Below are 26605 nucleotides of genomic sequence, written 5' to 3'. Positions count from 1 at the left end.
ACAATCAATGGCCCCCAAAAAGTGTCCAAGCCAAGAATGACTGGGCCGGGGACGCAATAACCGCGCTGGTAAGAGGAGCCTCCCATGGTCGTCTGGCAGGAAAACATTAACCCTGGCCGCTTTGAAGGCCAGACTGTGATCGTTACGGGGGCTGCCTCCGGCATAGGACTTGCCACTGCGCTGCGTGTCGCGCGAGAAGGTGGCCGCGTGATTGCGAGCGACGTCAGCCAGGATGGCCTGGACAAGCTGACGGCTGAGCATGCCGAGCTCGGCTTCGTGCCGGTTGCCGGGGATATCAGCCGTGAGGATGCGGTGCAGCGGGTGGTGGCTGCAGCGGGCGAACGAATTGATGCATTGGCCAACGTGGCGGGAATCATGGATAGTTTCCAGCCGGTCCATGAACTCGACGACGACACTTGGGAGCATGTTTTGGATGTTAACCTGACATCCATGATGCGCCTTATGAGGGCGGTGGTGCCCACCATGCTGGCGGCAGGACATGGTTCGATCGTCAATGTCTCGTCCGAGGCGGGCCTGAGGGGATCTGCAGCCGGTGCCGCATACACCGTTTCAAAGCATGCAGTCCTGGGCCTGACGCGAAGTTCAGCTGTCATGTACGGGCGCCGCGGAATACGTGTCAACGCGGTGGCTCCCGGCGGCACCAAAACGAACATTCATGCCGAATTCAAGTCCCAGCTCGCAGCAGAGGTGCTGGGACCGCTCATGCAAGCAAACGTGCCGCCAATCGCTGAGGCCAGCGAATTGGCTGCCGGGATCACGTTCCTCCTGAGCCGGGATGGCTCGAATATCAACGGTGTGGTGCTGGCCTCAGACAACGGTTGGAACGCAATTTGAGACCGCAGGGACCGTCACCACGAATGCCCCTCAAGGGGCGTGTGTTCGGGGGTCTTCTGCTGCTCCTTTTGACGTTGTTACCCGGAAACTCTGCCATGGCCCATGCGGCAACACCGATGTCGGTCGACGTTTTTGACACCGCGGGGGTGTTGGATCGGGTCGCGTTGGTGGACGCTCTTGAGGCGACGGAGTTCCACGAACCCACCAAGGTTGTGGTCTACACATACAACGGCAGGACCGAGGACAACCTCAACGAAGAGGTGTTGAGATTCGCCCGGGCTGAGCACAAGGAATGGATCAGCCCAGACGGTCAAAAGTGGGCTGACGGCCTCTTTATCTTCGCCCTTGACCCGGTGGGTCGGCACGTTGGCACTTACATGGGTGAGGATCGGAAGGTCTCCCTTGAGCAGCGGCATGATATTCAGGATGCGTCCAAAGAACTTCTTCGCGACGCCCAATGGACCGATGGAACCATCGCAGGGGTCCGGCGCGCGGCTGTGCTCATTAACCAGCCTTGGTACGAGTCATCCGGTTTCCTGATCACCCTCTGGGTGTCAGGCGGAACGGTGGCCTTGGGTGCTGGAGCCTGGATTGTTGTGCGTACCGTCACCCGGTCCGCCAGCCGTAAAGAAGTTGACCGCGGGGATCACAGTTACGCCAACGTCAGTATGGACCTTGAGGTGACGGAGTTGAACGCCGGCACCATTCCCGAATCGTCGACGTACGGGGGTGAAGTGTTGGAGAAGTACCGCAGCTTCTTGAACCGCTATTATTTGGCCACGGGGCTCTCGAACACCGTCCATTCCTTGTCCCGGCACCAGTTGGGCCAACGCAGGAACCTTCGACTCACGCGCCAGTATGCAGATGCCGCCGCCGAGCTTGACGCCTTGGATGACGTCATTGCTGACACGAACGCCCTGTTGAACCGCACCAGCACGTGGCCCACAGCGTGGGATCGGCAACTGGCACCCTTTCGCAACGACTTGGCTGGATTGGAACAGCTGCTGGCGAAACGCAATGGTCAGGGGGACACCGCAACCGCCGCAGCCTTGCGGACCTTTCGCGACCAGAGCTTGGGGGCGATTGAGGACTGGACTTCGGACATGGGCGCGGGCAGGATCACCCCGGAGAAGGCCTTGGACCGGCTGAATGATGCCCGAAGCCACCTGGCGATGCTCCTGGAGAACCACGCTGAAACGGTCATTGATGGCTATGCGAAGAATGAACGGGAAGCGGAGGTGATGCGCAAGGAGATGAGGTCAGTCAGGAGTAGCTCCAACCAGAAGCACCGCCGGACGTACGAGCCAAGCATCCTGGGCGCGGTATATCCCTCCAACCATTTCTTTTCCGTAGCCACCTTCAACTCCGGGCTTGATACGGGAGTCAGCAGTGTCAGCGCTGCCCGGGGCGGAGATGGCAGCACAACCGGATATGGAAGCAGCGGCGGCAGCTTCTCCGGCTCCGGTAGTTCCTCAGGGTTCTAAGGCGTCCGCGGCAGGGCTTTGGACCCTACATCGGGTTGCTGCAGGACCCTAGCCTTGAATAAGCGGAGCGGCCGCGCCGCCAGCACGAAGGGAGGCGAAAATGAAATCAACAACCATCAGCATCATTGCCGGAATCGCCCTTATGACGTTTGGCGGGCTGTTGCTTCTGGACCAGCTTGGCATCGTGGAAAGTGGAGTGTTTGCGCCCTTGCTCATCTTCGCGGCGCTGGGAAGCGTGTGTGTAGCCCTCTTCATCCTCCGACGCGGAAACTGGTGGGCGGCAATCCCCGGTTCCGTGTTCTTGGGCTTGGCCGCTGTCATAGCCGCCACCAGCTTCACGGAGGGGGCAGCAGTGGGGGCTTTTCTGTTCCTCTTCATGGCAGCAGGATTCGGAGCGGTCTATCTGCGCGAACGCACTTTTTGGTGGGCCCTGATTCCGTGCGGCGTCATGTCTGTTGTGGCGCTGGTGGCGATCCTTCCGGCCGAACTGCAGGGCGCGCCGGCTGCCACTGTCTTGTTCCTCGGCCTTGCCGCTACTTTTGGACTGCTATCAGTGGTGCCCGTCCGGCTTCCCGGCGGTGCGGACGGAAGCCGGACGGGGAGAATGAGGTGGCCACTAATACCAGCGGCGGTGCTCGGAATGCTGGGTGTGACATTCGCCTTTCAATCAGCTGTCCAGATCATCTCCGGGGATGTTGCGGTCCTGGCGGTGGTGATTTTGGCAGGCCTGGCATTGCTGGCCTACGGCTACCATGCCCGCAACATTGGACAGAAGAGCGTCCACGGACATTAGCTCCGAGGTCCATTGCATCTATGTCTGCCGCGTGGATCAGCGACTTCCGTCCTGTCCCTTGCGCAGGAGTTGCCGACGGGGGCGCCGCAGCTTCTCCAACGCATCCGTGTCCTGTGCTGTGGCGTTGCCGAAGGGCGGATTCTCCGGTTGGGGGAGTGCCCTGCGGTCCTGCCCCCGGGTGGCCCAGAGACTTGTCCCGATGGACACTCCCAGAATGGTTCCGATGACGGTGAGAGAGATTGTCGTGGGGATGTAGTAGATGTCGATCTTGAGGAACATTTTGATTCCAACCCAGACCAGGACCAATGCCAGCCCTATCTTGAGGTAAACGAATCGGTGAATCAGGTCCGCGAGAAGGAAGTACATCGCCCTTAGGCCGAGAATTGCGAAAGCGTTGGCGGTGAAGACGAGGAAGACTTCATCGGTGACGGCGAAGATCGCGGGGATGGAGTCCACTGCGAAGACGATGTCGGTGGCTTCCACGAGGACCAGGACGGCGAGCAGCGGGGTCGCCAGGACAACACCGTTCTTTCGGATCAGGAACCGTTGTCCATGAAACTTGTCGGTCATCGGCACGCGGCTTCGGAATAGGGCCAGAATCTTGGATTTTTCGGGATCAAGATGTGAATTGCGGTGAAGGATCATACGGATGCCGGTGATGAGGAGGAATGCCGCAAACAGGTAGAGCACCCAACCAGCGCTGGCGATGATCGCGGAGCCGGCCGCTATGAAGATCCCACGGAAAACGAGGGCTCCGAGTACGCCAAAGAACAAGACCCTGTGCTGGTACTCGCGTGGAACCACGAAGTACGTAAAGATAATGGCCCAGATAAAAACGTTGTCTACCGCAAGGGATTTTTCAATCAAGTATCCGGCGAAATACTGCTGGCCGAACTCCGCTCCATATATCCGCCACACCAGGAGGCCGAAGCCCACACCGAACGCTGTCCACAGAGCGGACCATGCAGCCGCTTCCTTTACTTTGATGACATGCGCTCGTCGATGCGCAAACAGGTCAACGGCCAGCATCACCAGGATAAAGCCGATGACGGCCAACCAAGACAACAACGAAATCTGCATCAGGAACCTGCTTCCAGTCAGTTAACCAACTGGAGGTCTTTCCCGGCCAGGTGCAGCATGGCCTGCTCCGCCGGGCCGGGTGGGCCGGCCGGATTGTCGACGGAGCATCGGGGGATACTCCCCTCCGCTCAACACAACTATCGTAATTCACGAGTCAAGACTCTGTCCTGAACGAGGAACAAGGCCAAGAATCTTTGATTCACCAGGGAGATTCACTAGGGAGAGCTGTTCAACTCCCCGGAAGAGGTGCCCCCTGTGGCCGGGTCTCCTCGTCCATGCTGTAGGGCACTCGCAGAGAGCCTCCCAGGTCCGCCACGAGCTCATTAACGGCGTGCGAAACTGCGTCCCGGTCCTGATGGGTGAGCGTGCCGTCAGAACGGCAGTAGGCATAGAACTCAGAGAATCCCGCGTTGCCACCCACGGCCAACTGCGCCACCCAAACTTCGTTCAGGTCGAGGTCGAGGAACTCGATGACGCCTTGCGTGAGCGCTTGCTGGTCGAAGATATTCATGTCCAACCCTAAATAAATTTCCACTGTAGAGAAGCTAGTTTATCTAGGTAGTTGCTCGATGAACAGGGCGTTGCCCCCTAAAGGTGATTGGCCGCACGACTTTTAGTGAAGTGCATCGGCATGTTCGTTTAGCTCGGTCCCACCAGCATGACGGTGTTCCGTGGACCAGGACATTCGTACGATGAAGTGTCCCTCCGGGCACGATTTCGCTATCAAGGCGCCGGCATCCCCGGCGAGCTTGATTCCGAACTCAATCTCCATGTGCTCCGGAGCGAGTTCCCGCATGGACTCCAGTGCAGCAACGGCAGCTGGGCGGACACTGGCCAAGGCGTCCTCCAGACGCCTGTCGACGTTCAAGATGCCTTGCTCATTCCGGGCCGGGTGATCCACTCCATAGCTGTCGTCGTCGACTTCAACCAGCACGGTCCCGGATCCAACCTCGTACCTCAGTACCTCAGTCACGATGAACCTCCCGTAGATAGCGTCTTGCCCGGCCTAGCGGTTATCCGCAGCAGGCTCTGGCGGAATGACGATGGTTGGGCACGTCAAATGCGTCAAGACACCGTGCGCGGTGGAGCCCAGCAGCAGCCGCGAGAATCCACCTCGCCCACGGCTGCCCAGAACAAGCAACCTTGCGTTGGCTGACGCCTCCACCAAGGCGCCGACGGGCTCTTTGTGCGGCTCCGACACCTTCTTCACAGGCAGATCGGGATAGGAAACGCTCAACCCTGCAACTGTCTCCGCGAGGATGAGGCGCTCTTGGTCGCTGATGAGCCGCCGAAGTTCAGCTGGTGCCAACCCGGCGTCGATCTGTGGGTCGGGCGCCCGGTAGGCATGGAGCACCGTGAGTTCCTGTCCATCGCGGTCTGCCTCCGCGGCGGCGAATGCAACGGCTTTGAGGGCGTGCTCGGAACCATCAACGCCAACAACGACGCCGTGCCTGTCCTGGTAATCGTCAGTTGCACCGACAACTGCCACAGGCCCTTCGGAGGCGCCGGCTATTTGAAGGGCACGATCCGTGAGTGTGCCGCCAAGGTGGGGGCTACCCGAACCGACGACCATTAAGGAGGTCTTCCGGGCGTACTGCCCCAAAGATGCGGCCACGCTCCCGCTCAAGAGTTCGGTGGTGACGGTGATGTGGAATCGCTCACCGATACGGGCCGATGCAGCCTCCAACAACTTCTCGCCTGAACGCTTGAGGGAATCCCGCCACGCTGAAGGTTCAATCAGCCACCTGTCATCGATGACGTGCACTATGGTCAGCGGCACTCTTCGTTGTTCGGCACGACGTGCCGCCCAGACCAGGGCTGCTTCGCTCTGGGTGGAGTCCTTGATGCCAACGGCTATGGCGTCTTCATTGCCCATAATGCTGCCTGCTTTCGATGCGTTTGGGTTAATGCACAGTCATGCCAATTGCCCTGAGGACTCCAGAATCCGGAGGTGGCACGGAAGGCGGGAGGGATCCACCGAGTCGGGGAGCAAGCCGCGGTCAGCAACGTCCATGAGTTGTTCCAAAGCCTCGGCAGCGATGCCGGCGTGGCCGAGGTCCACGGCAATATCGGCACCTGGAACGGCAGCATTGATCCTGCGCGCAGCGGCGTAAATGACCAGGATGCTCCGGGTTGAAATTTGTCCGCGGACAATGATGCACGCGGCCGGGAAAGCCGTCTCCACCTTGACCACCAACTGCAGTTTTCCAATGTCCTGGGAGCGTCCTCCATGAACGGTGGCTGCCCGGTGATTCACGTGGTGCCCCCGCCCGCCTTTTCGCAGGCTATTCGCTGGGATTCTCATGATCGGGAGTGTCCGGGCTGCTCAGATGACGGGCCAGACAACACGCGTCTGCCACTTGGCAGGGTCCGGTTCCTTTTCGGGGTCACTCAGATAGAACTCCCACATGGTGTCTGAGGGTGTTAAACCTTCCGCACTCATTCGCTCGAGGATGAGCGCGTACGTCTGCTCAAGAGTGTCGTAAGGTCCCTTATGCACAGCTTCGAGGGCGTCCGACTCCGGCAACTTTCCGCTGATAACCTCTCCGGCAGCGGAGAAATTCGGTGTCACCGGGAAGCCGGCCTCTACGTCGACGGAGTCGGTTGGCATCCCGTGGTACATGGCGAACGGGGGTCCCGTGGGGCTGGCGTTCTGGGCTTGGGCAGCCGCCATGGCAGCGCCAAATGCGCGGCCGAAGAATTCCGTCAATTTCGCCATGGGGACCCGCTCGCGGACCACTGCAGTGGGTTGCTCGGAGGTTCGAATCAGGGCGGGTTGCTGGTCGAGGATGCTCATACCTCAAGACTTCCCTGATCGGGCTGCCGTCAGTAGGGCCGAACGACTCTAAAAGCGGGCAGGCGCGTGCTACGCAAACGTTCGGCACGGCCGCTATGCCGCCTCAAAGGCTTCCCTGATCCACTGCGTAACTTCGGCATCAACCTGGGCGGGATCGTGAAGTTCCATGTGATGCATCCACACGGAAGGAGCAGGATGAGCTATTTCCTTGAACCTGGGGGAGTCGAGCTCATGGGGCAACGCCAACGACAGTACGGCAGGTACCCCGGAATGGATGTACTTGTCCGGTCGCCACAAGTAGGCAAACCCACGATGCCGCCGGAGGGCAATCTGGCTCTTGGAGACGCGGACCTGGATGGCACCCAGGCCACTGGCTACGGCAAAGACCGCGTCGCAGATCGCGAGGCCTTGAGGGGATCCATTGAAGAAGGCAACAGCTTCCGCGGGCAGGACCGTGGTCACAGCGCCCTTCGGAGGCTGCGCCGGAGGAACCATGCACCACAAAAGAGGAGAACCGCGGCCATCCCTGCCAGAACGCCCAGGCCAGGCAGGATGTCGGAGAAGGAGGCGTCCCGCCGCTGGATGGCGGCCAGGGCGTCATATGCCCACCGGTGCGGGGTGAGCCACGATAGTGATTGGAGTGGTTCGCCGAAGAACTCCGGAGGCACCATGCAGCCGCCCAGACCAGCCAGTACGAGACCTGCGCCTATGCCGATCCCTGTCGCGGCGCCGTCGTGATCCAAGAGCGAGCCGATAATCATGGCCGCTGCGGCCGCAACCGCGCTGAAGGCCAGCAGGACCAGGGCGGTGAGCCAGAGGTTGCCCCAATCGACGCCGAAGAGCAGAGCAGTGCCAACCAGGATGTATGCACCTTGAACCGAGGCGATCCCAAACCTTCCCACTGCCTGGCCGATGATTGTCTGACCGCTGGTCACGGGCGCCGCCATGGTGCGCGGGATGACACCGAACCGGCGTCCCTGGATCAGTGTGGCGGCACCGGTGAGGGAGCTGAGGAAGATGAACAGCAGCAGTTGCTGTACCGCCCCAAGATCGAAGACTCCGAGTCCGCGGAACTCCTGGGAGGTGTTGTCGGTGTCCACAATGTCTACCCGGGGTGCCTGAACAGCTTCTTTCGCCTGGGCCAAGGCGGATGCCGCGGCCTCTGCTGGCAGGCCTGCCTGTTCCAAGGCGGCGCGCTGGCTGTGCCGTACGCTGATGGCCATCAGGGAGCCCTTGACCTCCTGCAATGCCGCTTGGGCCGAAGCCTGCGATGCCGTCAGAATTTCCAGATCCGTTACCCGTCCGTCATTGAACGCGGCGGCCGCTTCGGGGCTGATGATGACCCCGACGTCGGCCCTTCCGCGCCCCAGTTGTTCGCGCACCACTTGCGCAGTACCGGATTCCACCTGCATGCCGTCGGCTTCCAACTGTTCCGATATCGCCGTTTCCAGAACCGTGCCGGAAACACCGCCCAATGCAACCCGGGTTTCGCTGTTGCTGGAGCCGAACTGGGTGCCCAACAACAGGATTAAAAGGAGCGGGAAGATGAAGACGAAGAAAATGTTGGATCGGTCCCGCAGGAAGCGCCGCACTTCCACGCCGGCGATGGCAAAGATCACTTTCACGCCTTGGCACCCCGGTCCGGCAGGAAGCGGGCCGTGAGGATGCATGCGGCCGCGAATCCCCACATCGTCATCAAGGGCACGGCGACTTCTGCGACGCCGCCGCCACCGGCCGAGATTCCCAAGCCCCGGATGAAGGCTCCTACCGGGTTCAGGTCCATGAGGACCGCCATGAATCCTGACGCCTGGATGGGAAAGAAGGCGCCCCCCGCGATACCCAACACCATGGCAATTATGGATTGCGCCACGTTGGCCTGCTCGGCTGACCGAACCACCTTGGCCACAATGAAGGTCAAGCTGGTGGCTGCGGCCGCTGCAGCGAGGACCAGCAAGACCACAACGGCAGGGGACCCGAAGTCAACGCCGAAAAGGAGCGTGCCGCTTGCAAGCAGCACGGCACTGGCGGCGACACCCAGAGAGAAACCAACAACAGCTTTGGCGGCAACGACGGTCCACTGCGGCACAGCTGTGGATCTGATCCGGCCGAGTGTTCCCTGCTCCTTTTCCGCCAACAGTCCAAGGACACCGAACCCGACCGTGAACAAGAGGAACAAACCCGTCTGACCGGCGACCAGGCCGGCCCGAAGTGACAACTGACCCGTTGCGGCAACTCCTTCCCTTACTTGGAGGATTGGTTCGCCGGACACCGCGATACGCCCAATGCCCGCTGCCATATCAGGGGAGATCCCACCTAGTCCCGCAGCCGTCTCCGTTACCGACGCGGCAGTGAACCGCTCCACGATTCCAGTCACGATTGAGATCAGGACACTCGTCTCGAGGACTGAGCCGCTGCCTTCGATCAGTTGGAGGGTGGATGGCCGCCCGGTAGCCAGGGCGGAACTGAAACCGGCCGGGATGACCAGTCCCAAGGCGGCGCCCGACGTGCGGGTTTCCGAGCTCACGGCATCTGGTGACACCTCACGGACAGTGACCTTCATGGCTTCTGTGGACCCCAGTGAATCCAGCAGCGCAGCTCCGAGCGGGCCGGAGTCTTCGACGCTCACTACGACCGTGGCTGGTTGCAGGTCGACGCTGCCGGTACCCAGTCGGCCAAAAGCCAGGCTCAGCACGCCCATCAGTGCCAACGGGACGATGAGTGAGAAGATGAGCACTGACTTATCCCTCAGGCGTTGACGAAAATCATTGCCGACCATGGTCCAGAGCGCCCGCATGGTCAGTCCCTGAGCGCTTTGCCGGTCAAATGCAGGAAAACCGATTCGAGGTCCGGTCGCGTCACGGCGACCGAAGCCATGGTCATTCCTGAGCGGGCGGCAGTGGTGACAATCCCTGCAAGCAGGGCGGCCCCGTCCGTAACGGTGAGCATCAACCCGGTTCCCCCTGAATCGGTGACGCGATGAACGCCGTCGAGTGACCGGAGTGCTTCAGCCGCCGCCGTGATCCGTCCGGTCCCCACAAGGGTGATCTGGTCCAGTCCACCGGTTAGTGTTATGAGTTCGTCCCTGGTTCCTTCGGCCTGGACCCGGCCCTGATCAAGAATGGCAATCCGATCACAAAGGCGCTCGGCCTCTTCCATGTAGTGGGTCGTGTAAAGGACAGCCGTACCCTCCGATGACAGGTTTCCCACCGCCTCAAGAATTGAGTTGCGGGACTGCGGGTCGACACCAACCGTCGGTTCGTCGAGGATCAGCAATCGGGGGCGGTGCAGCAGACCGATACCAATGTTCAAACGACGTTTCATTCCACCGGAGTACTTTTTGGTTTGCTCACCCGCACGTTCGGCCAGCCCGAGGAGATCCAGGACTGAGTCCACCCTGGAGGCCAGTTCTTTCCGCCCCAGTCCTTGGAGCCTGCCGAAGAAGTTCAGGTTTTCGCGGCCGACAGATCCGGATAAATGGCGAGCTCCTGCGGTACCAAACCCAGATGGCGCTTTGCCGCAGTTCCCGCAGGGTCCATCCGGGTGCCGGCCACGTCTACTGACCCGGAATCGGCGGGGATCAGGCCGGCGACCATGGAGATAATGGTGGTCTTTCCGGCACCGTTCGGGCCCAGGAGGCCGTAAGTCTCGCCGGGGCGGATGATGAAGGAGACGTCGTCGACGGCGGTCAGGTCACCGAATCTCTTGACCAGCCGGTCTGCTGACAAGACTGTTCCGGTGTTGGGAGGTGCCACCTGATTTTTCAAGGTCGTACTGGACTATTCCAGACCGGCCCGTGTTGCGTCGTTGAGTGGAGTCGTAAGCGACATAGGTGCTGAAAGGTCGAATCGTCTCCCGGTTACTGAATCCGGAACGATCCTGAAGAGGTGGTCCTGGCCCACTCCCTGCCACGGGAAGAGGGCACGCCTGATTTCGTCAAGACGGGGGCCCTCCGATCCCGCTTCTTCAACGCCGCCTTTCACCACAACGCTCCAGGCGATACCGAACTCGGCGCTCACGGAGTCCGTTTCGATTGCTACCACGGCGTCATCTTCCATGGCCCACTGTTTTGTTCCCGGTCCGGTTCGAAAGACTATCGTCTTGTTGTCCACCGCGAAATTTACGGGAAAGATATCGGGATGGCCGTTGACGATCACTGAAAGACGCCCGATGGTGGTCTCGCCGAGGAGCCTCCAGCAATCTTCCGTTTCAAGTACTTCTGCCTCTGGCACTATGTTCTTGTCGGTCATGTCGAGATCCTACGGCCGCTTTCCGGTTCCCAACAGGGCCCAAAGGCCCGGCTTGCACCCCAGTGTCTGTGGCCGGGTGTGGCGAGGCTACTCCAAGTAGAAGCAGGAGCAGTCCTACTTCTGCCAGTCCTGCCCCGAAGTAGACCGCCTGCAGTGCACTGAATGGAATCAGGGCCATTTGAACGAAGATCCACACGAGGATGGAATACCCTGCCGCAGCAGAGGCCAGTGAGGCCAAAGCAATTCTCCGAAGGAGCAGGACGAAGGCCAGCGAATGCAGGCCTCCTACGATAACCATCAGCAGGAGCCCTGGAACCAGGTAGGTGTTGAAAGGCGAACCGTTCAGGTATTCGACGGGGAGTTGAAGCCCGGGCGGCAAGCCGCTCTTGTCCACCCCCGGCCACGACCCCACGGCCATGACCAGACCGCCGGCAATCGATGTGATGGCGACCAACCCTTGGACCAGTAACAGCACCGCTCGTATCATCGTTCCTCCTAAATGATGGTGCGCCGAAAACGTTTGTCCGCGGCCACTGCCACAGAAGCGATCACGCCAACGCCCAGGATCCGCAACCAGGTGTCAGGGGTCAGGGGCGCGGTGTGGAAGAGATGGTTCATGACGGGGAGGTAGCTGATTGCTGCCTGCCCTGCGAGCTGGACCAGGACTCCGATGACCAGCCAGTGGTTGCTGAAAGGCCGGAGTTTTCCTACGGATCGGGTTAAGGACCGGCAGCTGAAGAGGTAGAAGAGTTGGACGACGACGAACAGGTTGACTGCAGCTGTCCGGGCCTCTTCAAGCGAAGCACCGCCGGCGAGTTCGAACTCGAAAATCCACCATGTGCCGCTGACCAGGAGGACGGACACCAGCAAAGTCCGGAACGCCAACGCCCATGTCAGCAGCGGGCGGTCCGGATCACGGGGAGCCCTGGTCATGAGTCCCGGCTCCTTGGGTTCGAAGGCCAGCATCAGCCCCAGGGCCACTGCCGTGGTCATGTTGATCCACAAAATCTGGGTAGGGAGGATGGGGAGGGTCCAACCCATGATGATGGCCACCAGAATAACCAGGCCTTCGCCCATGTTCGTGGGGAGCGTCCAGACGATGAATTTGACCAGGTTGTCGAAAACGTTGCGGCCCTCTTCGACAGCGGCTTCAATGGTGGCGAAGTTGTCGTCCACGAGGACGATGTCAGATGCCTCTTTAGCCACTTCGGTGCCGGCATGGCCCATCGCGATACCAACATTTGCCTGGCGAAGGGCGGGGGCGTCGTTAACGCCGTCGCCAGTCATGGCCACTATGTGGCCATTGGACTGCAGCGCATGGATCAGGAGCAGCTTTTGTGCCGGAGATACCCTCGCGAACACCGAAGCTTCTTCGACGACGCCGGCCAATTCCTCAACCCCTTTGCCCTCCAAACGGGCGCCCACCACGATGCTCCCACTGTCGCCGTCGAGCCCTACTGCGGCAGCGATGGCGTGGGCCGTTCCCGGATGGTCGCCGGTGATCATCTTGACCTTGATCCCTGCCGCCCTGCACGACCGCACTGCAGCAGCGGCAGCTTCCCGTGGCGGATCGAACATCGCCTGCAGGCCAGTGAACGTCAGGTCACCGGGCACGGCGCAAGGATCCATGGGGGATAGGCCTTTGGTTCGCATCATTGCTGTTGCGAGTACCCGCAGCCCTTGGCCTGCCAGACCTTCTGCCGCTTGTGTGCTGGCCTCGACATCGAGGGGCTCGGCCTCACCGCCACTGCCCATTTGCCCGGAGCAGAGTTCAAGAACGCGTTCAACGCTTCCTTTGACCAGCAACAGGCCGCCATCACGTGCGCTGCCGTCCCTATGGAGCGTTGCCATGAACTGGCGTTCGTGGGTGAAGGGGATGGTGCTGACCCGGGGGTTCCGGAAAAGGAACTCCTTAACGTCGGCGGGTCCTTTGCCGGATGCCACGATCAGCGCTGCCTCCGTGGGGTCGCCCCTTACCCGCCACGCGTCGTCCTGCTGGAAAACTGCGGAGTCGTTGCATGCCGCGCCCGCTATAAGGCACCAGCGCAAGCCGGCATCGTTGCCGACGGTTATCCCTTGGAGGTCGCCGCCGTGGGTTTCCCGCTTTTTGACGGATCCCTCCGGGCCATACCCAACGCCTGTGAGGTCGTACCTGGCAGTGGGTGTCCAGAGTGCAACCACAGTCATCTGGTTTTCCGTGAAAGTTCCCGTCTTGTCGGAACAAATGACGGTGGTGCTGCCCAACGTTTCGACGACGGGGAGGCGTCGCACAACGGCCCTGCGTTTCGCCATCCTTCCCACACCGATGGCCAGAGTGACCGACACGGCTGCGGGCAGTCCTTCGGGTATGGCGCCAACAGCCATTGCGACGACGGAAGTGAACATCAGAGCGGGTTCCTGCCCCCGTGCAAGCCCCACGACGAAAGCGCATGCGGACAGCCCGAGGATGGCGATGGTAAGCGTCATACTGAACTTGGCCAGTTTGCTGGTGAGTGGCGTGGGTGCTGGACGGACCGTACCGATCAGCCGGTGGATTTCGCCGAGTTCGGTTTCACCACCGGTGGCGACGACGACTCCGGCTCCGCTTCCTGAAGTTAGCAACGTCCCCCCGTAGACCATGTTGCGTCGATCAGCTACCGGAGTCGTGACGGGAAGGACAACTTCGTCCTTGATTACCGTTTCGGACTCTCCGGTCAACGCTGATTCGTCTGCTTTCAAACCCGAGAGCCGGACGAGGCGGATGTCCGCCGGCACCTTGTCTCCCGCTTCCAGAAGTACGAGGTCGCCGGGGACCAACTCCTCCGAGGGGATCTGCAATCGTTGACCGTTCCGGATGACCATGGCCCGGGTCTGCACGAGCCCACGCAATGTGTCCAGCGCTGCCTCAGCCCTGTTCTCCTGTATCAAGCCAATGATCGTATTGACCATTACGACGCCGAGAATCACCGAACTGTCGACGTACTCTCCCAGGAAGATGGTCACGGCGGCTGCAACCAACAGGACGTAAATCAAGGGATTATTGAATTGACGGGCAGCTGAACGCAGGAGGCTGACGCGCTGCGAACCTGGCAAGCGATTGGGTCCGTAGGTCTCCGTCCGGGCGGACACGACATCCGGACTCAGCCCACGGTCGGCATCGGCTTCGAGGAGCAGGACAACCTCATGGGCTGGCAAACCATGATGCGCCGCACCTTTGGTGCCGTGATTCAAGCTGGCGACCATATCTTAGCCAGCCAGCAGGTAGTCGAGGGATACGAAGCCATAGCCGGCACGTCTGACCGCCTCGATGATGCCGGGAAGGGCGTCAGCGTCCAGGGTGGTGCCGTCGTCCGGGTTGGAACCGATATGCATCAAAATGATGGCGCCCGGGCGAAGACCGTCAACAACGCGCCGCAGGACGGACTCCTGGGACGCTCCGCCGCTGGTTCCCTTCCAGCCCAGAGTGTCGACGCTCCAGCGCACAGCAACGTAGCCGAGCTTGTTGACGGTGGCGATGACCCGGGAATCCCGCTCGCCATACGGGAACCTGAAGAACGGACGGGGATCTCCACCTGCAGCGCGGACCGCATCTTCAGCTCCGAGCAGCTCCTCTGCGATCTGGGCGTCCGTCAACTGGGTAAAACCTGGGTGGCTCATGGAATGGTTACCCAGCCGATGCTCCGCCGCAACTATCCGGGCAACGCTCGCGCTATTTGCGGAGGCCCAATTGCCGGTCAGAAAGAATGTTGCCTTTACGTCGTGCAGTGACAGCGTTAGCAGGATGCTGTCAAGGGCGGCCGCGTTGGCTCCTGCGTCAAACGTCAGCGCGATGACCGGCGTTGTCGCCGGAATCGCTTCCAGGTCCCGCCCTAACAGTACTGCCGGGACTGCAGGCATCGGCGGACCAATCGGATCAGGTATGACAGGATCCGTTGCCTCTGACGACGACTCAACAGGAGCCGGTGCCACTGTCCCCGCCGCGCTTGTAGCAGTCGCGGTGGTGGCAGTCGTGGTTGTAGCAGCCGTGGTGGTGGCAGTCGAACTGGTAAGGGGCTCAGGGGCCACCATTGGCGCCGCAGTGACCAGCAGTGCGAGCACCACGGCAAGAACCGCCACGGCGGCCAAAACCACGACGACGACCACCCGCCGTCGTGGGTTCCACCGTGACGCCCCGGTTGTTGCCGGCTTGCCGTCATTCAAGGCTGGATGGTCCTGCCGTCAGGATCCGGTGTCTGCTGTGGGTTGGGATCGGCGGGACCTTGATCAAGGCGGAACGGTGGATACTCGTCGCGTAAGAGGGCCCCGTAGATGAGCACCCGGTACACCCACCGGTTGATGCCCATGATGAATCCGAAAAGGGGGCGCGGATAGCTGCCGGTGAACAACAGGGTGACCAACGCGATGAGCACCAGCAGGCCCAGCAACGACAGTCCACCGCCGCGATCGTTGATCACACCAGCGGGTCCGTCCTGGGTTCTCCAAGCCCATGTCGCCGTACCTGTGAATGCCCCCACGATCAACAGGTGCGGTATGAGCAGCAACCAGGACTTTACAAGAACCAGGCCCCGGGACAGTCGTGGCGGATATTCCACGTCCATGTCCGCCGGGTAGTCCGCGCGGGAGAGGCTGAACGGCGGATATCGATCAGTTCCGCCCACGGCATAGGCGTAGAAGGCCACGCGCCAGTTCCATCGGAGGACGCCAACATTGAAATGAAAGAGAGACTGTGGGTAGCGGCCCGTGAAAAGGATGGCGAACCAGGCAATGATGCTGGTGACGGCGAACGCAAACCAAAGAAAGAACAAAACAAAGAAATGCGGGATGGCGAGGAACCATTTCACCAGCCACATCCAAGGTGACAATGCGGGGTCCAAATGACCGGTGAAGTGAAGCGGTGAGCTCGTGGTGCTACCCGGGGTGGAGCCTTGCGCCGCCGCGGATGTCGAAGGGGGCCGCCCCGGTGGTCCTCCGCCACGGCCCAGACCTACGGCGCCCAACACCAACAGCGGAACGCCGATAAGGATGGCCAGGACCCCGGCGAACAGCAGGCCCATTGCGGCAGGCCTCATGAGGTCAGAACGGAAACCGGCCTGCAGATCTGCCGAGACCCCATCGCTCGCGTCAGCGTTCATCACCACCACCGTCCAATTACCGGGGGCGATGTTCCAGGTGAGTTCCTGCTCGCCCGTTCCGGAGGCCGAGGCTGCCCAGAACTGTTGCGCACCGGGAGTTGCAGGGGTGGATGATCCTGGAATGTCCGTGTAAACGGGCCGGAAGGGTTGGAACTTCACTTCACGCAACTCAGTGTGGTGCACCCCTGCAAGGTATGCGTCCACCTCGTTCTGGGGTGCGATGCCGATGAAAACTTCACGCCCGGCTTCTGTTGCAGATGCACGGAGCCTGAGGGTTCCGACGTCGAAGGGAAGCCTTTCGGGCGTGCCCTCGCCCACCGCATCGAGTTGGGGGGAGACCAATGCCCGGGACGAAACCGTGTAGCGCTCGGTTGGGGAGGTGAAGAACGATCCGTCGTTTTGGGAAGAGGCAAGCCATGTCGCTACCGCACCTGCCGCGGCCAACGTGAAGCCGACCAAAGACAGAACAATGCCGACAATGAGGAGGACAACATGACCTGGCTTTTTCACGGCTGGAGTTCTTTCCGGTTGAAGATCAACGAGGCAAGGCCGAGGGCAGCGGCAGCGGCAGCAAGGCTGCTCACGGCAGGCCAGGCCGGCGAGACATGTTCCTGGCCGGCGGCAATCGCGGCTGCGATGCCGGGTACGCCTGCCGGCCCAAAGGTCGCAAGCGGGTCCCACGCCGCTCCCACCGCCAACAGGGCGTAGACCCCTAGCCCTGTGCCGGCTGCCCCGGCCGGTGCCGGGATCAAAACCGAGAACAGCATGGTGTAGGACAGCGCCAGAATCCCGTAGAGCAGGAGCATGAACGCCGCACCCCACAACTGGCCGGAGGGCGCGCTCCCGAAGGTTAGCAGGGTGACGACCCATGTGGTGAGGGTTCCCAAGGCAAACACGACCGTGATGAACGTGGCGTGCACAGATGCTTTCGCCGCTATGAAAGTGGCCCTCGATACGGGCTTGGTGAGTATGAAGGCAGCGGTGCCCTCGCGGATCTCGCTGGACACCACTCCGCCGTACATGATGACGATGGTGAACAGAACGATTTGGGAGAGGTTCTTTATCCATTGCCCGTAAGCGTCACTGAAAGTGGCATCCGGCAATGCCAGCGAACCTGGCGCAGACGCTGTCAGGGAGCCCAGGAGGTCCGGAGTTATTTTTGCCAAGGGCGGACCAACCACTGCGAAGAACAGGACTATCGCGGGCAACACCCAAATCCGCCAGGTGTGGACGATTTCCTGGCCTTCCTTGGCGGCCAGGACTGAGAAAGTGCTCATTGGTTTCCCTTTCCGACAAGCTCCAGGAAGACCTCTTCAAGACCCGATTCAGCGTTTTCCATGCGAATGAGACCCAAACCTTGGTTGCCGATCAGGAGGGGGATTTCGCGCTGCGCAGTTTCTGTGTCCGATACGCGGACCTCGATCTCACCGCGCGGTCCTGGTTGAACTGAAACCGCCCAGTCCTGTTGTCCGAAGACTCCGGCGAGTGCTTCCGCACCCTCGCTGACATCGATCAGAATTCGTCGCTGTCCACGCCGGGAACGCAGTTCTTCCATGGTGGATTGAGCCAGCACCCGGCCCTTGTCAAGGATTGCCACGGAGTCGCAGATGCGCTCCACGTCGCTGAGAATATGGGTTGAGAAGAACACCGTGGTCTTCCCGCGCAGTGCTCCAATGAAGTCCAACAGCTCTCTGCGGCCTTCAGGGTCAAGGGCGCTGGTGGGTTCGTCAAGCAGAAGCAGCCTTGGGGAATTGATCAGCGCCTGAGCTACCCCCAGCCGTTGGCGCATTCCACGGGAGTACTTGCCGATCGGCTGATCGATTCCGCTGAGACGGACGAAATCCAGCAACTCCTCGGTCTTTGCATCCAACTCCGGCCCGTCAAGCCCAAACAACCTGCCCGCGAGATGAAGCGTTTGCCGCGCGTTCATCCATTCATAGAACGCGGGTACATCCGGTAGGTAACCAATGCTGTGACGGATCGACGTCCCGTTTAACGTCGCGTCTTCGCCGAGAAGACGCAGTGAACCCGAACTCGCCCGGGAGAGGCCGCTCATGACACGGAGGAATGTGGTCTTGCCGGCCCCATTCAACCCCAGGAAGCCAAAGATGGAACCCTCGGGCACCTCCAGGTTCATGGCGTTGAGCGCACGATTCTTACCAAATGTCTTGGTCAGCCCTACCGCTTCGATCACAGCAGGCGCGCCGATCGCCGGTCGCTCTGGAGCTGCCGGGACGGACATCTGCCCTGTGGTCATCTCAATGACTCTTCCCGGGGGAGTGGACCACCAAGACGGGGCAGTGCGCGTGCGCAACGCAGGCCGAACTGACAGAACCAAGGAGAAGTCCACCAAAACCACCGTGACCGCGCCGGCCTACCACCAGAAGCGACGCATGCTTGCTGCCTTCAACAAGCCCTGCACGGGGAGACCGTTGAACAAGGCGGGAACTGACGTTCCTGGGCTTCTCAGTGCCGAAGGCCTCCACCACTGCCTTATCGAGTCTTTCCTCGGCATCATGGGCAAAGCCATCTATGCCCATGGCCAGATACCCCTCGTATCCCAGCGGCATCTCCCAGCACCCCCAGGCTTCAAGCGGTGCATTGAGCGCCAGCGCAATGCGTTGTCCGTGGCGTAATGCCTCCACCGATGCTTCGGAGCCGTCGACGCCAACAATGATCTTGCTCGGGTCAAGCCAGCTTGCCATCACGCACTCCTCCGGGTTCCGTAGGCTTTGGCCTTTGCCAGGAGTTCTTCAGCCCACGCAGCTGCGCGGGCTGTCTGTCCGTCAAGCAAGGGACCCTCAGTTCCCTTGACGTAGAAGGCCATTGGCTCGGCCACGATGCTGGCTCCGGCCTCTTTGAGGGTCTTGGTGATCTTCTTCGCTGCATCACCATGGATGAACAGCTTGACCCTCGTATCAAAGCCGGCAGCAACCACTCCGGAAAGCCCACGACTGCCAAGACGGGCCAGAGCCTCCATGGTCTTCTGTGTGGGGCGCCAACCGTTGATCGGGCTGCCGACCACCAACAAGTCACCGGCCGAGATGTCGTCCGACCGCACCTGCGCGGCCGGCAGGACTGTCGCGTTCAGTGGGCTGAGGCCTGCGGCAATGGCCTCAGCGATCGACTTGGTGTTGCCAAAGCCGGAATCATAGACAACGAGTGCTTTCATGACTGTTCCTTGTTCTTCTCGTGGGCGTTTTCCCGGGTGCGCGGCCTCCACCGCATAGGGCGGTCACCCATGAAAAGGGTTGCCCAGTACGTCCCCCCACCCATCACGAGGAAACCCACCACACCGAGTGCCAAACTGCCTAGTGGGAAACTCACCAGCAGCAGTCCGAGCCCGCCGAGCGCAGCAAGGCAGCCTCGCTTTATGCCCTTCCAGCGGCGTCGATCGAGGTCTTCCAGGCTCATGAGTGCTGCCAGCCTGGGGTCCTCCTCCAGAAGACCCTGCGAAATGTTGTCCAGTTCGAGCCGTTCGAACTCCGAAAGTGCCATGGTGTGCCTCCTGCCTTCCCTCCCAGCATGTGTGGTGCGGCAATGCGGAAACAGGGCCGAAAGTCACACCAAGGTTCGGGACCAAAGACTCTGCCCGGGCTGGCCCGGGCCGCCCAGAATCAAGGCATGCAGCCAGCCATCGAAGAGTCATATGTCACATGGTTTGAGGACATCGGAATGGGGGATGTTCCCGAAGTGGGCGGTAAGAATGCGTCACTGGGTGAACTCACCACATCGTTGCGTTCAGCAGGGGTGAAGGTCCCCGACGGCTTCGCTACGACGTCCGGCGCGTACAGGAAGTTCTTGGCTGCCAACGGACTCGAATCGGTCATCAGTCATTCCATTAGTGAGCTTAGGTCAGGCAGGTTGTCTCTTCGCGAGACGGGGCATGCCATCCGCGACGCAATGTTGGCGGGCGAGTTTCCGTCCGGACTTATTGAGGGCATCAGGCATAACTATCGGCGCCTGGGCGAACGGGCCGGGCAGGAGCGATTGGCGGTAGCTGTCCGCAGCAGTGCAACGGCAGAGGACCTGCCGGATGCCAGTTTTGCCGGGCAACAGGAAACATTCCTGAATATCTCAGGTGAGAGCGCACTCCTGGATGCGTGCCGACGCTGTTTTGCCTCGCTTTTCACTGATCGCGCCATTAGCTACCGGGAGATCAAAGGGTTTGGGCACTTGGACGTGGCACTGTCCATAGGTGTCCAGCGCATGGTTAGATCCGACATCGGAGCTTCAGGGGTGATGTTCTCCATCGATACTGAGTCGGGCTTTCCACAGAGCGTCGTCATCAGCGCGGCATGGGGATTGGGCGAGACCGTTGTCCAGGGCACCATCAACCCGGACAAGTACCAAGTGTTCAAACCGCTACTTGATAACCCCGCTCTGGTGCCTGTGATCGAGAGATCCGTGGGATCCAAAGAGCGCAAGATGGTGTACCGCTTGGGAGGGACCGCCTCCACGGCGATGGTGGAAACCACCGACAAAGAACGACGTGCCACTGTTCTCCCGGACATCGACATCATCAAGCTCGCGCGGTGGGCCGTGTCCGTGGAAGACCACTACGGACGTCCCATGGACATGGAATGGGCCAAAGACGGCGTCACAGGCGAGCTGTTCATGGTCCAGGCGCGACCGGAAACAGTTCAGGCCCAAAAAAGCGGGACGCTCTTCCGCATGTATCACCTGGGACAGGATGGCCGTCTCCTTGCGTCCGGCGCAGCGGTCGGGAATTCCATAGCCGTAGGCCCCGTCTGCATCATCCGCGATGCCAAGGACATTGAGGCGTTTGTGGATGGGGCCATTTTGGTAACCCGGATGACGGACCCGGACTGGGTTCCCGTGATGAAGCGGGCAGCTGGGATCGTGACTGACCACGGGGGACCCACCAGTCACGCGGCGATTGTGAGCCGTGAGCTAGGCGTTCCCGCCGTGGTGGGTACTGGCGACGCAACTGACGCGCTGGCAGGTAGGGAAGTTGTCACGCTCTCGTGCGCCGAAGGAGAAGAGGGACACGTCTATGACGGGACGCTGGACTTCGAAGTAGAAGAGGTGGACACCGGGAGCCTTTCCGAAACGCGCACGGACATCATGGTCAACATCGCCAGCCCGGCCGCAGCTTTCACCTGGTGGCGTCTTCCTGCTGCAGGAGTCGGCCTGGCGAGGATGGAATTCATCATCAACAACTTGATCCGTGTTCATCCGATGGCCCTTATCCATCCCGAGTTGGTGATGGATGACGCCGAATCAGCTGTTATTGAACAACTGACCAGGGACTACACCAGCCCCGAGGAGTATTTCGTTAGTGTCCTTGCCACAGGCATAGCCAAGATTGCTGCTCCTTTCCATCCGAAACCAGTGGTTGTCCGGCTCAGCGATTTCAAGAGCAACGAGTATGGACATCTCATCGGCGGCAGCTTCTTCGAACACCCTGAAGAAAACCCCATGCTGGGATTCCGGGGGGCTTCCCGCTACTACAACAAGCACTACCGTGAAGCTTTCGCGTTGGAATGCCTGGCCGTGAAACGCGCACGTGAAGTCATCGGCTTCTCAAACGTCATAGTCATGGTTCCCTTTTGCCGCACAGTGGATGAAGCGGACAAGGTGCTCAATGCGATGTCGGAGAACGGACTTGTGCGTGGAGAGCACGGGCTGCGCGTCTACATGATGTGTGAGATCCCTTCCAACGTGGTGCTGGCGGAACAATTCGCCCGCCGTTTTGATGGGTTCTCCATCGGTTCCAATGATTTGACCCAATTGGTGCTCGGCGTAGACCGTGATTCTGAACAATTGGCAGGGCTCTTCGATGAACGCGATGAAGCCGTGACCACCATGATCTCGGAGGTCATCGGGAAGGCGCATGCAGCAGGAATCCGGATAGGGATTTGTGGTCAAGGTCCAAGCAACCATCCGGATTTTGCGGAGTTTCTTGTCCGTGAAGGCATTGACTCGATTTCACTGAACCCCGATACCTTCATCCGGACGGTCCCCTTGATAGCTGCTGCAGAAAAGCACCTCAAACGGCCGGACCCAGTGTAGAGCCATGAAGGGATCACCCACGGCGGCTGCGGCGAGACCCCCTTATGACGCGGTCATCTTCGATCTGGATGGCGTAGTCACCCGGACTGCCATGGTGCATCAGCTGGCTTGGCGCGACGCGTACGAGGCGATTATGGGCGATCCCAGGTTTCCGAAGGTCAAACCTGTGCAGCCGTTTACTTCAAACGACTATTTGTCCTTGGTGGACGGCAAGCCCCGCGAAGTCGGGCTCATGAACCTGCTGGCGTCCCGGGGCGTCGTCGTTGATCTCGGCGCACCAAGCGATGCAACCGGCGATTGGACCGCTTACGGGCTTGGGGCGCTGAAGAACAAGGCTTACCTCGCCCGCCTAAAGAAGGACGGCGTTCAGGCATACCCGGGAACACTGGAGCTGCTGGGCAGTCTGCACGCGGCAGGGGTTCCGGCGGGGGTGGTGACGTCGAGCCGTAACGCCACTCCCGTGTTGGCCGCGGCCGGCATGGCAGAGACTTTCGCGGTGGTGCTGGACGGTACCGTCGCCTCAAAATTGGGGCTCCCGGGCAAACCTGAACCGGATGTATTCCTGGAGGCGGCCAAGCGCCTGGGGGTCCCGCCGGGTCGCGCCGTGGTCATAGAAGACTCAGTGGCGGGGGTGACATCCGCGCGTCGCGGTGGATTCGGGCTTGTGGTGGGCATCGACCGGCAGGGGACCCGCCGACAACTCGAAGCAGCTGGTGCGCACGTGGTCCTCAACGATGTAGGCGAGCTGGACCTGGGCCTGGTCATGAGTGATCCTTGGCAGCTCACCTACGAAGGGACAGCGCCGGAACACGAGGGGCACCGGGAAGCCCTCACGACGTTGGGCAACGGATATATGGGTGTTCGCGGGGCTGTTTCCGAAGGCGGCCGGGAATCGCGCTATGCCGGCATGTATCTGGCCGGTGTCTACAACAGGGTGGTCGCCAGGATGGGCGAGGAGTCTGTAATCGACGAGCACATGGTCAACGCACCCGATTGCCTTCCCTTGGACCTCTGCCTTGAGAACGGCACGTGGTGGTCGGAGGGTGGCTTGCGTTTGGTGGAGGAGCGGCGGACTTTGGACATGGGTCGGGCTCTGTTGATTCGTCATATTCTTCTGGAGTCCCCGGACAGTCGGCGTCTGGACGTCGCTGAAAGGCGCTTGGTCTCCATGGCGGAGCCGCACGTGCTGGCTGTCGAGACTCTCTTGACGCCGCTGGGCTGGAACGGAACAGTCACGGTGCGGAGCGGGGTCGATGTTGGCACCAGGAATGCGAACCTGCCAGAGCCGGCCATGGGAACCCGCATCCACTTGAGCGACAAGACGGCAGGAAGCCGTGGTGGCCCAAGCTGCGATCTTCTGGTCGAAGCCGAAACCAGCCAGAGCCAAATACGCGTAGCCATTGCCTTCCATGCAGATGCTGCAGGTAATGCCGGGTCGCCTGGAAGCGTCAAGGCGTTCCACTTCCTCACTTTTAACGTTGCTTGCACTGATGGTGCGGCAACCGCCTTAACCAAGGTTGCCGCCGTCGTGACATCCCGGGATAAGCCCATTTCGTCCGCGGGTTCGGCCGCTTCGGCGGCTCTTGCGAGGGCGGGCACAAACTTTGAAGCTCTGCTGGGTTCCCACGTGGCCGCGTGGAGGCGGATCCTTCGGCCGTTCCTGGTGGAACTCGACTCTTCCACCCAGGTCCAATTGGTCTTGAACCTTCATCTTTTCCACCTCCTGCAAACCTTGACGCATCACACGGCGGAGCTCGACGCCGGTGTTCCGGCCAGGGGGCTGCACGGCGAGGGCTATCGGGGTCACGTCTTTTGGGACGAGCTCTTCGTCCTGCCCGTACTTACTGCCAGAACCCCCGAGGTGGCCCGGGCACTGATCGAATACCGATGGCGGCGGCTCCCCGAAGCAAGGCAGGCGGCGTCAAGGCTCGGTTTGCCCGGAGCAATGTTCCCGTGGCAAAGCGGCAGCGACGGCAGCGAAGAAACTCCGCATTGGCTCTACAACGCCAGGTCGGGGCGCTGGGTGCCGGACCATTCCAGGATGCAACGGCACGTGGGGCTCGCTGTTGCCTTCAACGTCTGGGAGTACTTTGAAGCCACCGGTGACAAGGCTTGGTTCCTGTACAAAGGAGCAGAACTCGTTGTGGAGGTGGCACGATTCTTTGCTGCCATGGCGGCGTATGACCACCACGATCACCGCTTCCACCTGAAAGGCGTCGTAGGCCCGGATGAATACCACACCCGCCGTCCAGGGGAGCCCGATCCGGGCCTGGATGACAACGCCTACACCAACGTCATGGCGGCATGGACCTGCGAGCGCGCCGCAGAAATTCACGGGATGCTGAAGGGCCATGAGCTGGCTGACCTCACGGAGCGATTGAGCATCACTGCTGACGAAGTGTCGTTGTGGAAGCGGGTGTCCCGGAAGATGTTTGTACCGTTCCACGCCGATGGTGTCATCAGCCAGTTTCATGGGTACGACGCGCTGGAAGAACTTGATTGGGACAAGTACCGCCAGGTGTACGAGAACATCGAGCGGCTGGATCTCATCCTTGAAGCGGAGGGCGACGACGTCAACCGATACAAACTCGCGAAACAGGCCGACGTGTTGATGTTGCCGTATCTGTTGGGCCATGAGGGGCTCCGCGAGTTCATGGCGAGACTTGGTTACGCGCTGTCCAACGAGCAACTGGACCGGACTATTGAGTACTACCTTGCCAGGACGGCTCACGGTTCCACTCTGAGCCGCGTTGCCCACGCCTCTGTCCTGGCTTCCGTGGACCCGGATAGGGCATGGGATAGCTTTCGGGAGGCGTTGGATGCAGATCTCGATGACACCCAGCATGGGACAACCAAAGCGGGTATTCACCTGGGTGCCATGGTCGGTTCCATAGACGTCATTCAGAGGAGCTTTGCCGGACTGAAGTTGGGGCGGGATGGTTTGTCTTTCACGCCGTGCATGCCCAGGGGACTGCGCGCAGTTGCCTTTCACGTGAAATACAGGGGGCATTTGCTGAAGGTCCAGCTCAAGGATGGGCGCATCCGGGTATCGTCCGCGCATGGCGATGCCGCTCCCGTTTCTCTTCGGATGGAAGGGCGGTCTGTCATGTTGGCACCCGGGGAGAGCAGGAGCTTCAGGCTGGATCCTGGCCAGGAGACGCGCCGGTCATGAGGCGCTTGGGGATTCTTACAAGTGGTGGTGACTGCCCGGGTTTGAATGCAGTTATCAGAGGAGCAGTTCTCAGGGGGACTATCAGCCACGACCTTGAGTTCGTGGGTTTCCGCGATGGGTGGAAAGGTGTCCTGGATGACGACGCCATACCACTGACCAGGCACGCGGTAAGGGGGATTTCCGGTCTCGGGGGCACGATGCTGGGGACATCCCGGACGAATCCCCTGCGGGACGGTGAATCTGGGGCCGTGAGCCAATCACTTCGCAGGCATGGCGTGGACGGGTTGATAGCCATTGGGGGTGAGGGAACCCTTGCGGCGGCCCGGATCTTGTCAGAGCAGGGAGTCAACGTTGTTGGTGTACCAAAGACCATCGACAACGACTTGGGTGCTACGGATTACACGTTTGGATTCGACACTGCCGTCCAAACGGCTACCGAGGCAATCGATCGCCTGCGAACCACCGGGGAGTCCCATCATCGGTGCATGATTGCTGAGGTCATGGGAAGGAATGCAGGGTGGATCGCCTTGCATGCAGGGATGGCCTCGGGCGCCCACGCGATCCTGATACCCGAGCACAGGGTTTCCTTGGAGCAAATAGCCCTTTGGGTCAGTTCGGCCCATGAACGCGGCAGGGCCCCTTTGGTGGTTGTTGCAGAGGCTTTCGCACCCACGGGACAGGAGGCACCGTATTCACCAAGGGGTCTTGATACCTTCGGCCGGCCGCGTCTCGGTGGCATCGGAATAATGTTGGAAGGGCTGGTGCAGGAGATGACCGGGATCGAGACCAGGGCCACCATCCTGGGATACATCCAGCGCGGTGGCGCACCCACGGCCTTCGACAGGGTCCTTGCCACCCGTCTGGGCATGGCTGCGGTTGATCTCGCCTGCGCAGGGAAATGGGGGACCATGGTTTCCCTGAACGGAACGGACATCACGGACGTGCCCCTCGCATCGGCTTTGGGCGATCTCAAGACCGTTCCAAAGGCACGCTTCAAGGAAGCGGAAGCATTGTTCGGTTAGCGGGGAAC

At 60.8% G+C, this 26605-nt stretch carries 26 protein-coding genes; 6 read left to right on the top strand and 20 right to left on the bottom strand.

Going from position 1 to position 26605, the window contains the following annotated elements:
• Window positions 1-84: 84 nt before the first annotated feature.
• The 3 genes from N7568_RS02680 to N7568_RS02670 all read left to right on the top strand — a co-directional run bounded on the left by N7568_RS02680 (window position 85) and on the right by N7568_RS02670 (window position 3132).
• On the top strand, window positions 85-855 hold the full coding sequence (locus N7568_RS02680) for an SDR family NAD(P)-dependent oxidoreductase (protein WP_261608359.1): 771 nt from the start codon (window positions 85-87) through the stop codon (window positions 853-855).
• 95 nt (window positions 856-950) lie between these two features.
• A complete protein-coding gene (locus N7568_RS02675; RefSeq protein ID WP_261608358.1) occupies window positions 951-2339 on the top strand; it encodes a DUF5129 domain-containing protein in 1389 nt (462 codons plus the stop codon).
• Between the two features lie 100 nt (window positions 2340-2439).
• Window positions 2440-3132, top strand: a complete 693-nt coding sequence (locus N7568_RS02670) for a hypothetical protein (RefSeq protein ID WP_261608357.1) — start codon at window positions 2440-2442, stop codon at window positions 3130-3132.
• Window positions 3133-3168: 36 nt separating this feature from the next.
• On the opposite strand, the gene N7568_RS02665 is transcribed toward N7568_RS02670, so the two are convergent.
• The 20 genes from N7568_RS02665 to N7568_RS02570 form a co-directional block, all read right to left on the bottom strand.
• On the bottom strand, window positions 3169-4212 hold the full coding sequence (locus N7568_RS02665) for a TerC family protein (protein WP_261608356.1): 1044 nt from the start codon (window positions 4210-4212) through the stop codon (window positions 3169-3171).
• A 229-nt stretch (window positions 4213-4441) separates the two neighbouring features.
• Window positions 4442-4723: a hypothetical protein gene (locus N7568_RS02660; RefSeq protein WP_261608355.1), complete on the bottom strand. Its 282-nt coding sequence runs from the start codon at window positions 4721-4723 to the stop codon at window positions 4442-4444.
• Window positions 4724-4825: 102 nt separating this feature from the next.
• The gene (locus tag N7568_RS02655) at window positions 4826-5185 is read right to left on the bottom strand and encodes a CU044_2847 family protein (protein WP_261608354.1); all 360 of its coding nucleotides are present in this window, start codon (window positions 5183-5185) and stop codon (window positions 4826-4828) included.
• Window positions 5186-5218: 33 nt separating this feature from the next.
• Window positions 5219-6088 (bottom strand): universal stress protein, encoded by an 870-nt coding sequence (locus tag N7568_RS02650; RefSeq protein ID WP_261608353.1) that lies wholly within the window; start codon window positions 6086-6088, stop codon window positions 5219-5221.
• Between the two features lie 39 nt (window positions 6089-6127).
• Entirely contained in the window at window positions 6128-6469 is a 342-nt protein-coding gene (locus N7568_RS02645; protein ID WP_261608352.1) for a hypothetical protein, read from the bottom strand.
• A gap of 69 nt (window positions 6470-6538) precedes the next feature.
• Window positions 6539-7009, bottom strand: coding sequence for a GyrI-like domain-containing protein (locus tag N7568_RS02640; protein WP_261608351.1), 471 nt, complete (start codon window positions 7007-7009; stop codon window positions 6539-6541).
• A 93-nt stretch (window positions 7010-7102) separates the two neighbouring features.
• The gene (locus N7568_RS02635) at window positions 7103-7471 is read right to left on the bottom strand and encodes a DUF5655 domain-containing protein (protein ID WP_261608350.1); all 369 of its coding nucleotides are present in this window, start codon (window positions 7469-7471) and stop codon (window positions 7103-7105) included.
• Window positions 7468-8628: an ABC transporter permease gene (locus tag N7568_RS02630; RefSeq protein WP_261608349.1), complete on the bottom strand. Its 1161-nt coding sequence runs from the start codon at window positions 8626-8628 to the stop codon at window positions 7468-7470. Before N7568_RS02630 ends, N7568_RS02635 begins: the two co-directional genes overlap by 4 nt.
• A 2-nt stretch (window positions 8629-8630) precedes the next feature.
• The gene (locus N7568_RS02625) at window positions 8631-9803 is read right to left on the bottom strand and encodes an ABC transporter permease (protein ID WP_261608348.1); all 1173 of its coding nucleotides are present in this window, start codon (window positions 9801-9803) and stop codon (window positions 8631-8633) included.
• Window positions 9804-9805: 2 nt separating this feature from the next.
• Window positions 9806-10402: an ATP-binding cassette domain-containing protein gene (locus N7568_RS02620; protein ID WP_261608347.1), complete on the bottom strand. Its 597-nt coding sequence runs from the start codon at window positions 10400-10402 to the stop codon at window positions 9806-9808.
• A gap of 50 nt (window positions 10403-10452) precedes the next feature.
• On the bottom strand, window positions 10453-10773 hold the full coding sequence (locus N7568_RS02615) for an ATP-binding cassette domain-containing protein (RefSeq protein ID WP_261608346.1): 321 nt from the start codon (window positions 10771-10773) through the stop codon (window positions 10453-10455).
• A gap of 12 nt (window positions 10774-10785) precedes the next feature.
• Window positions 10786-11256 carry a pyridoxamine 5'-phosphate oxidase family protein gene (locus N7568_RS02610; RefSeq protein ID WP_261608345.1) on the bottom strand — a complete coding sequence of 157 codons (471 nt, stop codon included), beginning with the start codon at window positions 11254-11256 and terminating at the stop codon, window positions 10786-10788.
• A gap of 495 nt (window positions 11257-11751) precedes the next feature.
• Entirely contained in the window at window positions 11752-14466 is a 2715-nt protein-coding gene (locus N7568_RS02605) for an HAD-IC family P-type ATPase (protein ID WP_261608344.1), read from the bottom strand.
• Between the two features lie 15 nt (window positions 14467-14481).
• The gene (locus tag N7568_RS02600; RefSeq protein WP_261608343.1) at window positions 14482-15435 is read right to left on the bottom strand and encodes a polysaccharide deacetylase family protein; all 954 of its coding nucleotides are present in this window, start codon (window positions 15433-15435) and stop codon (window positions 14482-14484) included.
• Window positions 15432-16877 (bottom strand): DUF4389 domain-containing protein, encoded by a 1446-nt coding sequence (locus N7568_RS02595; RefSeq protein ID WP_261608342.1) that lies wholly within the window; start codon window positions 16875-16877, stop codon window positions 15432-15434. The genes N7568_RS02600 and N7568_RS02595 overlap by 4 nt, the downstream gene beginning before the upstream one ends.
• Window positions 16874-17644, bottom strand: a complete 771-nt coding sequence (locus N7568_RS02590) for an ABC transporter permease (protein WP_261608341.1) — start codon at window positions 17642-17644, stop codon at window positions 16874-16876. Before N7568_RS02590 ends, N7568_RS02595 begins: the two co-directional genes overlap by 4 nt.
• Window positions 17641-18624, bottom strand: coding sequence for an ABC transporter ATP-binding protein (locus N7568_RS02585; RefSeq protein WP_261608340.1), 984 nt, complete (start codon window positions 18622-18624; stop codon window positions 17641-17643). Before N7568_RS02585 ends, N7568_RS02590 begins: the two co-directional genes overlap by 4 nt.
• Window position 18625: 1 nt before the next feature.
• On the bottom strand, window positions 18626-19072 hold the full coding sequence (locus N7568_RS02580) for a universal stress protein (RefSeq protein ID WP_261608339.1): 447 nt from the start codon (window positions 19070-19072) through the stop codon (window positions 18626-18628).
• Window positions 19072-19539 (bottom strand): flavodoxin family protein, encoded by a 468-nt coding sequence (locus N7568_RS02575; RefSeq protein ID WP_261608338.1) that lies wholly within the window; start codon window positions 19537-19539, stop codon window positions 19072-19074. The genes N7568_RS02580 and N7568_RS02575 overlap by 1 nt, the downstream gene beginning before the upstream one ends.
• Window positions 19536-19865 (bottom strand): DUF3040 domain-containing protein, encoded by a 330-nt coding sequence (locus N7568_RS02570; protein WP_231340650.1) that lies wholly within the window; start codon window positions 19863-19865, stop codon window positions 19536-19538. The genes N7568_RS02575 and N7568_RS02570 overlap by 4 nt, the downstream gene beginning before the upstream one ends.
• A 126-nt stretch (window positions 19866-19991) precedes the next feature.
• On the opposite strand from N7568_RS02570, the gene ppsA reads away from it, so the two are divergent.
• From ppsA to N7568_RS02555, 3 genes are read left to right on the top strand one after another with little or no spacing between them, the layout of a single operon-like run.
• Entirely contained in the window at window positions 19992-22403 is a 2412-nt protein-coding gene (ppsA, locus tag N7568_RS02565; RefSeq protein WP_261608337.1) for a phosphoenolpyruvate synthase, read from the top strand.
• Window positions 22404-22407: 4 nt separating this feature from the next.
• Window positions 22408-25575, top strand: a complete 3168-nt coding sequence (locus N7568_RS02560; RefSeq protein ID WP_261608336.1) for an HAD-IA family hydrolase — start codon at window positions 22408-22410, stop codon at window positions 25573-25575.
• A complete protein-coding gene (locus N7568_RS02555) occupies window positions 25572-26597 on the top strand; it encodes a 6-phosphofructokinase (protein ID WP_261608335.1) in 1026 nt (341 codons plus the stop codon). The genes N7568_RS02560 and N7568_RS02555 overlap by 4 nt, the downstream gene beginning before the upstream one ends.
• The last annotated feature ends 8 nt before the right edge of the window (window positions 26598-26605 follow it).

It is taken from the genome of Paenarthrobacter aurescens, assembly GCF_025421775.1.
GTDB classification, from domain to species: domain Bacteria; phylum Actinomycetota; class Actinomycetes; order Actinomycetales; family Micrococcaceae; genus Arthrobacter; species Arthrobacter aurescens_B.
The sequence above is the reverse complement of the archived record's forward strand: the minus strand, read 5'-3'. Positions and strand labels throughout refer to the sequence as shown.